This window comes from Streptosporangium sp. NPDC002524 (assembly GCF_040295985.1).
Taxonomy (GTDB): domain Bacteria; phylum Actinomycetota; class Actinomycetes; order Streptosporangiales; family Streptosporangiaceae; genus Streptosporangium.
Map to the genome: position 1 here is coordinate 142,799 of NZ_JBEOWK010000017.1, position 12,280 is coordinate 155,078.

14 protein-coding genes are annotated in these 12,280 nt (G+C 71.1%); 3 read left to right on the forward strand and 11 right to left on the reverse strand.

Annotation, left to right across the window (positions count from 1 at the left end):
- The first annotated feature begins 21 nt into the window (after positions 1-21).
- Positions 22-891: a 1,4-dihydroxy-2-naphthoate polyprenyltransferase gene (locus ABT053_RS27985; protein WP_350972763.1), complete on the forward strand. Its 870-nt coding sequence runs from the start codon at positions 22-24 to the stop codon at positions 889-891.
- A gap of 111 nt (positions 892-1,002) precedes the next feature.
- On the opposite strand, the gene ABT053_RS27990 is transcribed toward ABT053_RS27985, so the two are convergent.
- A complete protein-coding gene (locus ABT053_RS27990) occupies positions 1,003-1,512 on the reverse strand; it encodes a GNAT family N-acetyltransferase (RefSeq protein WP_350972764.1) in 510 nt (169 codons plus the stop codon).
- Positions 1,481-1,657: a hypothetical protein gene (locus ABT053_RS27995; RefSeq protein ID WP_350972766.1), complete on the reverse strand. Its 177-nt coding sequence runs from the start codon at positions 1,655-1,657 to the stop codon at positions 1,481-1,483. Before ABT053_RS27995 ends, ABT053_RS27990 begins: the two co-directional genes overlap by 32 nt.
- Before the next feature lie 178 nt (positions 1,658-1,835).
- Between ABT053_RS27995 and ABT053_RS28000 the strand changes: the two genes are divergently transcribed.
- Positions 1,836-2,216 (forward strand): hypothetical protein, encoded by a 381-nt coding sequence (locus ABT053_RS28000; protein WP_350972768.1) that lies wholly within the window; start codon positions 1,836-1,838, stop codon positions 2,214-2,216.
- Positions 2,213-2,674 (forward strand): MarR family winged helix-turn-helix transcriptional regulator, encoded by a 462-nt coding sequence (locus ABT053_RS28005; RefSeq protein WP_350972770.1) that lies wholly within the window; start codon positions 2,213-2,215, stop codon positions 2,672-2,674. The genes ABT053_RS28000 and ABT053_RS28005 overlap by 4 nt, the downstream gene beginning before the upstream one ends.
- 72 nt (positions 2,675-2,746) lie before the next feature.
- On the opposite strand, the gene dapB is transcribed toward ABT053_RS28005, so the two are convergent.
- The 9 genes from dapB to ABT053_RS28050 all read right to left on the reverse strand — a co-directional run bounded on the left by dapB (position 2,747) and on the right by ABT053_RS28050 (position 12,270).
- Positions 2,747-3,484 (reverse strand): 4-hydroxy-tetrahydrodipicolinate reductase, encoded by a 738-nt coding sequence (gene dapB / locus ABT053_RS28010; RefSeq protein ID WP_350972771.1) that lies wholly within the window; start codon positions 3,482-3,484, stop codon positions 2,747-2,749.
- A 205-nt stretch (positions 3,485-3,689) separates the two neighbouring features.
- Complete coding sequence (locus ABT053_RS28015; protein WP_350972932.1) at positions 3,690-5,003, reverse strand: M16 family metallopeptidase; 1,314 nt, start codon at positions 5,001-5,003, stop codon at positions 3,690-3,692.
- Positions 5,003-7,348: a polyribonucleotide nucleotidyltransferase gene (locus ABT053_RS28020; RefSeq protein WP_350972772.1), complete on the reverse strand. Its 2,346-nt coding sequence runs from the start codon at positions 7,346-7,348 to the stop codon at positions 5,003-5,005. Before ABT053_RS28020 ends, ABT053_RS28015 begins: the two co-directional genes overlap by 1 nt.
- 321 nt (positions 7,349-7,669) lie before the next feature.
- On the reverse strand, positions 7,670-7,939 hold the full coding sequence (gene rpsO, locus ABT053_RS28025; protein WP_030904195.1) for a 30S ribosomal protein S15: 270 nt from the start codon (positions 7,937-7,939) through the stop codon (positions 7,670-7,672).
- 299 nt (positions 7,940-8,238) lie between these two features.
- The gene (locus tag ABT053_RS28030) at positions 8,239-9,192 is read right to left on the reverse strand and encodes a bifunctional riboflavin kinase/FAD synthetase (RefSeq protein WP_350972775.1); all 954 of its coding nucleotides are present in this window, start codon (positions 9,190-9,192) and stop codon (positions 8,239-8,241) included.
- 291 nt (positions 9,193-9,483) lie between these two features.
- On the reverse strand, positions 9,484-10,383 hold the full coding sequence (gene truB / locus ABT053_RS28035; protein WP_350972777.1) for a tRNA pseudouridine(55) synthase TruB: 900 nt from the start codon (positions 10,381-10,383) through the stop codon (positions 9,484-9,486).
- Between the two features lie 31 nt (positions 10,384-10,414).
- Positions 10,415-11,422: a DHH family phosphoesterase gene (locus ABT053_RS28040; protein ID WP_350972779.1), complete on the reverse strand. Its 1,008-nt coding sequence runs from the start codon at positions 11,420-11,422 to the stop codon at positions 10,415-10,417.
- Complete coding sequence (gene rbfA / locus ABT053_RS28045) at positions 11,419-11,907, reverse strand: 30S ribosome-binding factor RbfA (RefSeq protein WP_350972782.1); 489 nt, start codon at positions 11,905-11,907, stop codon at positions 11,419-11,421. The genes ABT053_RS28040 and rbfA overlap by 4 nt, the downstream gene beginning before the upstream one ends.
- 63 nt (positions 11,908-11,970) lie before the next feature.
- Positions 11,971-12,270: a DUF503 domain-containing protein gene (locus ABT053_RS28050; RefSeq protein WP_329091737.1), complete on the reverse strand. Its 300-nt coding sequence runs from the start codon at positions 12,268-12,270 to the stop codon at positions 11,971-11,973.
- Between the last annotated feature and the right edge of the window lie 10 nt (positions 12,271-12,280).

Genomic DNA, 12,280 nt, shown 5'->3' on the forward strand with positions numbered 1-12,280 from the left:
GGAGAGGAACCTCGCACGCCCATGGCCACCCCGAGCCAGTGGATCGCCGGAGCACGTCCGCGCACCCTTCCCGCCGCCGTCGTCCCCGTCGCCGTCGGCACCGGAGTCGCGATCGGGTACGCCGGAGGGGTGTGGTGGCGGGCCCTGCTGGCCCTGTTCGTGGCCCTCACCCTCCAGGTGGGCGTCAACTACGCCAACGACTACAGCGACGGGGTGCGCGGCACCGACGAGGACCGGGTCGGCCCGATGCGCCTGGTCGGCTCGCGCGCCGCCTCACCTCGCCAGGTCCTCACCGCGGCCCTCGCCTGCTTCCTCGCCGCCGCGGTGGCCGGGCTCGTGCTCGTCGTGGTCACCGGGGCCTGGTGGCTGCTGCTGGTCGGCGCGCTCGCGATCGCCGCGGCCTGGTTCTACACCGGCGGCTCCAGCCCGTACGGCTACCGGGCGCTCGGCGAGGTCTCGGTCTTCGTGTTCTTCGGCCTGGTGGCGGTGGCGGGGACCACGTACGTCCAGCTCGAACACCTGCCCTGGCTCGCGGTGGCGGCGGCCGTCCCGGCGGGCCTGCTGGCCTGCGCGATGCTCGTGGTCAACAACCTGCGCGACATCGTGACCGACGGGCCCGCGGGCAAGCGCACCATGGCCGTGGTGCTCGGCGACAGCCGCACCCGCGTCCTCTACACCCTCTGCCTGGTCCTGCCCCTGGTGATCGCGCCCGCGCTGGTGCCCTGGCAGCCGTTCGCGGCGCTGGCACTGCTCGCCGCCCCGCTCGCGATCGCCCCGGTGAAGGCCGTACGGGCGGGCGCGACCGGCCCCGCGCTCATCGCCACGCTCCAGCAGACGGGCCGCTTCCAGCTCGTGTACGGCCTGCTGCTCACCATCGGCCTCGCCCTCTGACCTTCGCCTCCTCGGCCCCGGCAAGACCCCGCCTGAACCCCGCCTCACCGAACCCCGGCCGCTCTCCGGCCCTCCTGGGGCACGGCCCTGCGGTCCGCGGCATCGGCCCCTTCACAGAACGCGGCGCATCACGACGCGGGGGGCGACCTCGATGCCCAGCTCGCGCTCGTGGCGCACCAGGGCGGCCATCTCCGGCCCCCACTCGGCGGGGTCGAGCACGGAGAAGCCGCGCCGGGCGTACCAGGGCGCGTTCCAGGACACGTCGCGGTAGGTCGTCAGTGTCACGGCGGCGAAACCGGCCGAGGCCGCGTGCTCGCAGACGGCCTCCAGCAGGCTCCCACCGACTCCCCTGCGCCCGTGGTCGGGGTGGACGGCGAGCTGGTCGAGGTGGACCTCCCCGTCAACCAGGCCGAACAGGGCGAACCCGACCGGCGGGTCGCCCGCGACGAGCACCCGGGAGGGGTCGTCGGCCTCCTCGATCATCGTGGTCCCCGGCGGGAAGGTGATCCCGACCTGGGCGAAGACCCCGTCGGCCGCGAGCTCCACCGCCACCAGCCCGGCCAGCTCCTCCGGCCGCGCCCGGCGGACCTCAGTCGAAGTCGAAGATGGAGTGCTTGTCATAGAACTGGAGGATATAGCGGCACCGCTCGCAGATCATCAGGGTTAACCGGTGCGAGGTGATGCCCCAGCGGCTGTCGAGCCTGCCCTGCTCCTGCTGGAACGCGGTGCCGTGACAGAGCGGGCAGGCGAGCTCGGGAGGTGTCATGGCCGTACAACGAGCGGCGCCGGGCCCGGGGTTCCGGAGCCCGGCAGGACCGGCGGGACCGGGTTGGAACCGACAGGACCAGCGGGACCGGTGGGATCACGCGCCGGCTGTCGCGGAGCAGGAGGTTGCCGACAGCCTCGACTCCCAGATATGCATGCATTTCGCATAGACTTCTGACATGGAGTCAGCACTGGAAGCAGCCGTCAACGAGTGGCACGCGAGCGTGAACGCCGGCGACCTGGAGCGGTCGGCGAGGGCGGTCGGTGATCCGGTCGTCGTCCTGGGGCCGAAGGGCGCCGGTCCGATCACCCCGGAGCAGTTCGCGCAGTGGGTGGAACGCTCGGGGATCACGCTGATCCCGCGGTCGTGGCATCCGGTCGGTGAGCGCCTCATGGTCGTGGAGGAGGACGCCACCTGGCCCGAGAACCAGACCCCGACCCGGGTTGCGACGGTGTTCCGGGTAACCGGAGAGAAGGTCACCGCCGCTCTCCGGCTGCCCGATGTGAAGTCGGCGCTGGAGCTGGCCTACATCTGCCGCGAGATGGCGGCCACCGAATGAGCGGCTCAGGGCCGGGACAGGTCCTGTTCGCGTTCGTCCGGCACTGGTCGCGCAGGTCCTCGGACGGCGATCACGAGGTTGCCGAGCAGGGCCGGCTCGTGCTCGTCGCCGAGGCCGTCCACTCCCTGACCCAGCGGGGGATCACCGCAACGGTCAATGCCGTCGCCCACGAGATCGGCATCGATCAGAGCGGAGCGTCGCGACTGGTCAAAAGCGCGGCCGAGGCCGGTTACCTGGCCATGCGGGCATCGGAAACAGACGGTCGCCGGCGCGCGGCGACGGTCACCCCGTCCGGCCACACCCTGCTGGAACAGGCTCACAACTGGCAGGAGCAGGTCTTCGACCGGCTGACAGAAGGCTGGAGCGAGCAGCGGCGCCGCGACTTTCAGCGGGCGATGACGGACCTGATCGACCGATCCCACGAGGTGGACACCCGACCCATGCCAACGCCCCGCTGAGTGCGGTACGGAACGACTACCACCGACCTCGCGGCTTCACCGAGGTGCCACCGGCGTCCAGCCCTCCCACGCCTAGAGGTCGAGAAGGTGCTCCAGGCCGACGGTGAGGCCGGGGAGCTCGCGGACCCGGCGCACGCCCAGGAGCACGCCCGGGGTGAACGACGAGCGGTTCATGGTGTCGTGGCGGATGGTGAGGATCTCGCCGTCGCCGCCCAGGATGACCTCCTGGTGGGCGATGAGCCCGGCCAGCCGTACCGCGTGCACGCGGACCCCGTCGACGTCGGCGCCGCGCGCCCCGTCGAGCTCCGTGCTGGTGGCGTCGGGCATCGGCGCCGACCCCGCCTTGCGCCGCGCCTCGGCGACCAGCTCGGCCGTACGGCGGGCGGTGCCCGAGGGCGCGTCGGCCTTGTTGGGGTGGTGCAGCTCGACGATCTCGGCGGACTCGAAGTAGCGGGCCGCCTGCTGGGCGAAGTGCATCATGAGCACGGCCGCGATGCCGAAGTTGGGGGCGATCAGCGCGTTGACGCCGGGGTTGGCGTCCAGCCAGCCCCGCACGGTCGCCAGCCGGGCGGCGTCGAAGCCGGTGGTGCCGACCACCGGGTGGATGCCGTGGGAGACGCACCATTCGAGATTGTCCATGACGACGTCGGGGTGGGTGAAGTCGACCACCACCTCGGCGCCTTCCAGCCCCTCGATCGGGTCGCCCTGGTCGACGGCCGCGACCAGCTCCAGATCGTCCGCCGCCTCGACGGCCTTGCACACTTCGACACCGACGCGCCCTCGGGCGCCGAGAACTCCAACCCTGATCACGGGCCCAAGGCTATACCGAAGGGCCCCGGTGCAGCGGACGGCCCCGCGCGGGAACGCTGGGGCCGCTCGTACGTGGAGCCTGGAAGGACGGTGACGAGACGCCGGGGCCGCTCGTACGCGGAACGGGGAAGGACGGTGACGAAACGACGGACGGCCCCGGCGCGGAAACGCCGGGGCCGTCCATGCGTGGAACGGGGAAGGACCGTCAGCCGGTGACGACCGCGCTGAAGTCCCGGTCCTCCTTGTAGGGGCCGATGACCGCGAGGGACATCGGGCGGGTGAGGACGTCCTGGGCCACCTCGGCGATCTGCTCCGGGGTCACCGCGTCGATCCTGGCGAGCAGGTCGTCGACCGAGAGCAGCTCGTCGAAGACGAGGTCGCCCTTGCCGATCCTGGACATCCGGGAACCGGTGTCCTCCAGGCCGAGCACGAGGCCGCCGCGCATCTGGCCCTTGCCGCGGACGATCTCCTCCTCGGTGATGCCTTCGGCGACCACGCGGAGCACCTCCTCGCGGCAGATCTTCAGCACGTCGTCGATCTTCGACGGCAGGCAGCCGACGTAGATGCCGAACTGGCCGGTGTCGGCGAGGGCGGAGGTGTAGGAGTAGGCGGAGTAGGCGAGACCCCTCTTCTCCCTGATCTCCTGGAAGAGCCGTGAGGACATGCCGCCGCCCAGCGCCGCGTTGAGCACGCCGAGCGCGAAGCGGCGCTCGTCGGTGCGGGTGAGCGCGGTCGTGCCGAGGACCAGGTTGGCCTGCTCGGTCGGCCGGTGCACCACCCGCGTGCCGGAGCGGAGCTCGACGCCGGGCCCCGACACGCGCGGGGGCACCGGCGAGGCGTCGCCGCCCAGGGCCCCGGCCCGCTCGTAGGCCGCGGCGACCAGGGCCACCACCCGCTCGTGGTCGACGTTGCCCGCCACCGACACCACGGTGTGGGTGGGCAGGTAGTAACGCCGGTAGTACTCGGCGATCCGGTCGCGGCTGACCGCGGTGATCGAGTCGACCGTGCCGAGGATCGGCCTGCCGACCGGCGTGTCACCGTACAGCTCGGCGGAGAACTGCTCGTGCACCACGTCCGAGGGATCGTCGTCGTGCATGGCGATCTCCTCCAGGATCACGCCACGCTCGGCCTCGACGTCCTCCTCGCTGATGATCGAGGAGGTCACCACGTCGGCGAGCACGTCGATCGCCACCCGCAGGTCCTCGTCGAGGACCCGCGCGTAGTAGCAGGTGTACTCCTTGGCGGTGAACGCGTTGATCTCGCCGCCGATGCCCTCGATGGCCGCGGAGATCTCCAGGGCGTCCCGCGTGGGCGTGCCCTTGAACAGCAGGTGCTCGAGGAAGTGGGAGGAGCCCATGTGCTGGGGGGACTCGTCTCGCGATCCGATGCCGACCCACATGCCGACCGCGACGGAACGCACGGTCGGCATGGACTCGGTCACCACCCGGAGCCCACCGGGAAGGACGGTGCGCTTCACGACCCCGGCGCCGTCCTTGCCGGGGTGCAGAGTGGTGGTGATCACGAGTTGCGGTCTTCCCCTCCGCCGCCACCGCGGTTGCCGCCACCGCCGTTGCTGCTGCGGGTGCGGGTGCGGCGGGGCCGCTCCTCGCGGGGCCTGTCGTCGGCGGCGGACACCTCGGCGGCCGGGGCGGCCGGCGCCTCGGTGTCGCCGGACTCGGCCTTGGCCGCGGCCTCCTTCTCGATGACCTCGACGGGCACCAGGGAGAGCTTGCCGCGCGAGTCGATCTCGGCGATCTCCACCTGGACCTTCTCGCCGACGTTCATGACGTCCTCGACGTTCTCGATGCGCTTGCCGCCGTGCAGCTTGCGGATCTGGGAGACGTGCAGGAGGCCGTCCTTGCCCGGCATGAGGGAGATGAAGGCGCCGAAGGCCGCGATCTTGACGACCGTGCCCAGGTAGCGCTCGCCGACCTCCGGCATGTGCGGGTTCGCGATGGCGTTGATCGCCGACCGGGCCGCCTCGGCGGACGGGCCGTCGGTGGCGCCGATGTAGATGGTTCCGTCGTCTTCCAGGGTGATCTCGGCGCCGGTGTCGTCCTGGATCTGGTTGATCATCTTGCCCTTCGGGCCGATGACCTCTCCGATCTTGTCCACCGGGATCTTGATCGTGATGATGCGCGGGGCCGTCGCGTTCATCTCCGCCGGGGAGTCGATCGCCTCCTGCATCACGTCGATGATCGCGAGACGGGCGCCCTTCGCCTGCTTCAGCGCGGCGGCCAGCACGGAGGCCGGGATGCCGTCCAGCTTGGTGTCGAGCTGGAGGGCGGTGATGACGTCCTTGGTGCCGGCGACCTTGAAGTCCATGTCGCCCATGGCGTCCTCGGCACCGAGGATGTCGGTCAGCGTGACGTACTGGTCGCCCTCGTTGATGAGGCCCATCGCGATGCCCGCGACGATGCCCTTCAGCGGGACGCCCGCGTCGAGCAGCGCCATCGTCGAGGCGCAGACCGAGCCCATCGAGGTCGAGCCGTTGGAGCTCAGCGCCTCGGAGACCTGGCGGATCGCGTACGGGAACTCCTCGCGCAGCGGCAGCACCGGCAGGAGCGCCCGCTCGGCGAGCGCGCCGTGACCGATCTCGCGCCGCTTGGGCGAGCCCACCCGGCCGGTCTCACCGGTGGAGTAAGGAGGGAAGTTGTAGTTGTGCATGTAGCGCTTGGTGCGCTCGGGGTTGAGCGTGTCGATCATCTGCTCCATGCGGAGCATGTTGAGCGTGGTGATGCCCAGGATCTGGGTCTCGCCGCGCTCGAACAGGGCCGAGCCGTGCACGCGGGGCACGATGTGGACCTCGGCGCTGAGCTGCCGGATGTCCTTGACGCCGCGGCCGTCGATGCGGACGCCCTCGGCGATGACACGCTCGCGCATGAGCTTCTTGGTCAGCGACCTGAACGCGGCGCCGATCTCCTTCTCGCGGCCCTCGAAGTCGGGGCCGACCTTCTCCAGCACCAGGGCCTTGACCCGGTCGAGCTCGGTCTCGCGCTCCTGCTTGCCGGCGATGGTCAGCGCGGCGGCGAGCTCGCTCCGCACCGAGCCGGTCACGGCCTCCAGGACGTCGTCCTGGTAGTCGAGGAACAGGGGGTACTCGGCGGTCTCCTTGGCGGCGACCTTCGCGACCTTGGACTGCGCCTCGCACAGCACCTTGATGAACGGCTTGGCGGCCTCGAGGCCCTGAGCCACGGTCTCCTCGGTCGGCGCCACGGCACCCTCGGCGACCAGCTTGAGCGTGTCGCGGGTGGACTCGGCCTCGACCATCATGATCGCGACGTCGCCGTCGGCCAGGACGCGGCCCGCGACCACCATGTCGAAGGTGGCGCTGGCCAGCTCGGTGTTGGTCGGGAAGGCGATCCACTGGCCCTCGATCAGCGCGACGCGGACGCCGCCGATCGGGCCGGAGAACGGCAGCCCGGCGAGCTGGGTGGAGAGGGACGCGGCGTTGATCGCCACGACGTCGTACAGGTGCTCGGGGTGGAGCGCCATGACGGTGGCGACGACCTGGATCTCGTTGCGCAGGCCCTTGACGAACGAGGGGCGCAGCGGCCGGTCGATCAGGCGGCAGGTGAGGATGGCGTCCTCGGAGGGACGGCCCTCACGCCGGAAGAACGAGCCGGGGATGCGGCCCGCGGCGTACATCCGCTCCTCGACGTCCACCGTGAGGGGGAAGAAGTCGAGGTTCTCCTTGGGATTCTTGGACGCGGTGGTCGCGGAGAGGACCATCGTGTCGTCGTCGAGATAGACGACGGCGGAACCCGCCGCCTGACGCGCGAGCCGGCCGGTCTCGAACCGGATGGTACGCGTGCCGAATGAGCCGTTGTCGATAACGGCTTCGCTGCTGTGGACACCCTCCACGGGGGACCTCCTTGTGGGTCGGTCGCCCGCGTCCGGCCAGACGCACGTGTCGCGCCTGGTTCGTCGTGTTGCCGGCTCCCCGTAGGTGCAGCGCCGGTCTTCGATCGAAGCGCCCGGTTCCGTATGGCTTGTGCCAAGATGACCGGGGGCCACTACCGAGGACCGGCCCTCCGACGCCGTGGGGCGCGCTTGCTTGCGGACGCGGGGCACTGTCTCGGCTATTCAGTTTGCTCACCGGAGCGGCGTCTTCGTGGCGCGACGCGCCGACACCACCCCGTATGAGAGATGAGGGAGCGGCGCGAACGCCACTCCCTCATGACACTAGCGGCGCAGGCCGAGGCGCTCGATGAGCGAGCGGTAGCGCGCGATGTCCTTGCTCTGCAGGTACTTCAGCAGCCGGCGGCGGCGGCCGACGAGCAGCAGCAGGCCACGGCGGCTGTGGTGGTCGTGCTTGTGCACCTTCAGGTGCTCGGTGAGCTCGCTGATGCGCTTGCTGAGGAGCGCGATCTGCACCTCGGGGGAACCGGTGTCGGTCTCACCCTTGGCGTAGTCACCGATGATCTGCTTCTTTGCTGCGGTGTCGAGCGACACTTTTCTCCTTGAACCTCTGCGGGCACGCGCAATTCCGGCTCCCCGAACGACCGTGCGTGCCTACAGTCGCCGTGGCGAGATCAGCACCGGCACCATTGGACACCGGTTACAGAGCTGACATGCCAGGTTACCACCGGCTCCAACGCCCCCGCACATCCTACGAGAGCCCGGCGCGCCCCCGTCCGGAAACCCCTACGAGAGCGGGAAAACAGGGCCGGAAGGGCCGCGGTGCGCGAGACCCGTGTGACACGAGGGCCGGGCGGGATCGGGCGGGATTGCGCGGGATCGGGCGGGGAAGGTCAGCCGGTCAGGCGGCGCACCTCGTCCACGTCGGCGTGGATCTGCGCGACGAGCGCCTCGATCGAGTCGAACCTGGTGTTGCCGCGCAGCCTCGGCCCGAAGTCCACGGCCACGTGCGCGCCGTAGAGGTCGAGGTCGTCGCGGTCGAGCGCGTACGCCTCGACCGTGCGGGGCACGTCCTCGAAGGTCGGGTTGGTGCCCACCGAGATCGCCGCGGGCCAGCGCTCGCCGCCGTAGACGGCGGGCAGGTTGCCGGTCGGGACCCCCTGCAGCCAGCCGGCGTAGACGCCGTCGGCGGGGATGGCGGTGAACTCCGGCGACTCCAGGTTCGCCGTCGGGAAACCGAGCTGCCGGCCGCGCTGGTAGCCGCGGACGACCACGCCCTCGACCCGGTGCGGGCGGCCGAGCGTCTGGGTGACCGCCTCCATGTCCCCGGCGGCGATCTGCTCGCGGATCAGGGTGGAGGAGATCGTCTCCCCGTCGCTGACCAGCGGGACGGCCTCGGCCACGAAGTCGTACTTCTCCCCGAGGGTGCGCAGCGTCTCCACGTCGCCGGAGGCCTTGTGCCCGAAGCGGAAGTTCTCCCCCACCACGACCCCGGCGGCGTGCAGCCGGTCGACGAGCACGGTCTGCACGAACTCATCCGGGCTCATCCGGGAGAACTCCAGCGTGAACGGCAAAACGCACACCGCGTCGACGCCCAGCCCCGCGAGGAGCTCGGTGCGGTGCCTGGCCGTCGTGAGCCTCGGCGGGTGCGTGCCGGGCCGCACGACCTCCTCCGGATGCGGGTCGAAGGTCACCACCACCGAGGAAACCCCGAGACGCGCGGCCATCGCGACGGCACGGGCCACCATCTGCCGGTGCCCGCGGTGAACGCCGTCGAAGACGCCGATCGTGACGACGGACCTGCCCCAGTCTTCGGGCACGTCGTCCAATCCGTGCCAGCCTCGCACCGCAGCCTCTTCCCTCGTAGCGGATGAACCCCTAAAGCCTGCCATGCTCCCGGCCCTTCTCCCCAATCGGGGAGCCCCTTGACTTCGACGGGCCCCCGACCTCGAAAGGGTCCCGTCAGGACACCGGAGGAGCCCCGAAGGCCCTCACGGGACCTCCGGACGACCTCGCCGGGGCCTCGGCCGCCCCGGCGGAGGGAGCCGGGCGCGGGTACGGGCGGGCCGGGCGCACGAGGGCGGGCGGTCCCGTCAGGGGACTCAGAGGACTCAGAGGACTCAGGGGATTCAGGGAACTCAGGGGACGAAGACCGCGAGGGACTTCGCGATCTGGCCGTGCTCCTCCACCAGCGCCACCAGGGTGCCGTCGGGACCGAACACCCCGATCGGCCCGCTCCCCAGGCCCAGCGCGGGCAGCCGCCCGCCGTGCGCGACGGAGGACGCCTCCTCGGCGGTCACGTCCCTGCGGGGGAAGGCCGCCGCGACCGCGTCGGCCATCGGCAGGATCACGCACTCCGCGGCGAGCCGCTCCAGGGTGTGGGCCGCCGACAGGTCGTAGGGGCCCACCCGGGTGCGCCGCAGGGCGGTCAGGTGGCCGCCGACCCCCAGGTCGGCGCCCAGGTCGCGGGCGAGCGCGCGGATGTAGGTGCCGCTGGAGCAGGACACCGAGGCGTCGACGTCGACGAGGTCGCCGTGCCGGCGTACGGCGGTGATCTCGAAGGCCGACACGGTCACCGGCCGGGCCTTGAGCTCGACCTCCTCGCCCGCCCTGGCCCGCTTGTAGGCCCGTTCGCCGTTCACCTTGATGGCGCTGACCTGCGGCGGGATCTGCATGATCGGGCCGGTCAGCGCGGCGACCCCCTTCCTGACGTCCTCCTCGGCGACCTCCGCCGCCGACGCCGTGGCGATGACCTCGCCCTCGGCGTCGTCGGTGTTGGTGGACTGGCCGAGGCGGATCGTGGCGTCGTAGCCCTTCTCGGTGAGCGCGAGGTGGCCGAGCAGGCGGGTGGCCTTCTCGACGCCGACCACCAGCACCCCGGTGGCCATCGGGTCGAGGGTGCCCGCGTGGCCGACCTTGCGGGTGCCCGCGATGCCCCGGAGCTTGGCCACGACGTCGTGCGAGGTCCACTCGGCGGGCTTGTCGACGATGATCAGCCCGCTCGGCGGCGGGGTGCGCTTGGCGCGAGCCGTACTCATGTTGGTCCTTACAGGCGTGCCGGGAAAGGTTCTACAGCAGGGCCCGGAGACTCTCGATCGTCTCCTCGACGGGCCGGTGGGAGGTGAAACCCGCCGCCTTGGCGTGCCCGCCGCCCCCCAGCGCGGCGCTGACGCGCGAGACGTCCACCCCGCCCTTGGAGCGCATGGAGACCTGCCAGGCGCCGTCGTCGTCCTCCTTGAGGATGGTGGCGACATCCGCCTGGTCGGTGCGCCGGATCACGTCGATCATCCCCTCGACCTCGTCGTACGGCAGCCCGTACGCGGCACGGTCGGCGTGGGTGACGAACGTCCAGACCAGGCCGCCGCCCACCTCGGGCTCCAGGCGCACCCTGTCGAGCACGACGCCGAGCACCTTCAGGTAGCCGAACGGGGAACGGTCCCACAGCTCGCGGGCGATCCTCTCGGGATCGAGCCCGGTGGCCAGCAGCCGGGCGGCCATGGCGTGCGCGCCGGGGGTGGTGGAGGAGTGCCTGAAGGAGCCGGTGTCGGTGACGAGCCCGACGTACAGGCAGGTCGCGATGTCCTTGTCGACCGGCAGGCCGAGCCGGTGGAGCAGCTCCTCGGCGAGCACGGCGGTGGCCGCGGCGCCGGGGTCGACCAGGTTGAGGGTGCCGAACCCGGTGTTGGACGGGTGGTGGTCGAGCACGACCAGCTCGTGCGCCTTGACCGTGTTGCCGGTCAGCACGCCGAGACGCCCGACGGTGGGAACGTCGAAGGTGACCATCACCTCGGGCGCGTCCGGGTAGTGCGCGGGATCGGCGAGCAGGTCCTGCCCCGGCAGGAAGCGCAGCAGCCTGGGCACCGTGAAGCGCCGGTCGCCGAAGGAGGCGGTGACCCGCTTGCCCGCCGCGCGCAGCGCGATCCCGACGCCCAGCATGGAGCCGAGCGCGTCGCCGTCGGGCGAGACGTGGCAGGCCAGCGCGATCTCGTCCGCGGCGGAGATGAGCTCGACGGCCCGTGCCCAGTCCTGACCGGACACCGGGCCCGCCGAGTCGTCGTCACGCAGGTCGGGCGTCACGTCGCGGAGCGTCCCGCGCGTTCCGAGGATTCGTCTTCTTCGTCCCCGGAGTCGTCGCCGTCTTCCCGGTCCTCGGGCTTGCGGTAGGGATCGGCGTCCCCGGCGTGCGCAGCGCCCTCGGCCCGCTTGGCGATCTCCACGTCCCTGGCCTTCGCCTCGGCGAGCAGGTCCTCCAGGTGACGGGCGTTGTCGGGAAGCGGGTCGTGGGTGAACGTCAGCGTCGGCGTGTGGCGCAGGCCCGTCTGGCGGCCCACCTCCGAGCGGATGAGCCCCTTGGCGCTCTCCAGGGCCACGGCGGAGTCGGCCCGCTCGGCCTCGGAGCCGAACACGGTGTAGAACACCGTGGCCTCGCCCAGGTCGTTGGTGATGCGCGTGTCCGTCACGGTCACGAACCCCAGCCTGGGGTCCTTGATGCGGCGCTCCAGCATCTCCGCCACGATCTGCTGGATCCGATCGGCGATCTTGCGTGCGCGTGCGGCGTCCATAGCTCCCCCCTTCTCACGGGGAAGGCCGGTGCGGTAGGGGTCCGCGACCGGCCGTCTCCGTATCTAGTCCTCGTCCTCGTTGTAGAGCCGGTGCCTGGCGGACAGCAGCTCGATCTCCGGGTGGAAGGCGATCAGTCGCTCGCAGTCGTCCAGCACCGCGCCGCAGTTGGCGGCGGTGGAGGAGACGACCGCGATCCCGATCTCGGTACGGCGGTGCAGGTCAAGATGGCCGGTCTCCGCGACGGCCACACCCGGGAACCGTCGCTGCACCTCGGCGACGATGGGACGCACCACCGAGCGCTTCTGCTTCAGCGAGTGGACGTCGCCGAGCAGGATGTCCAATGTCAGGGCACCTACATACATAGTGGGTCAC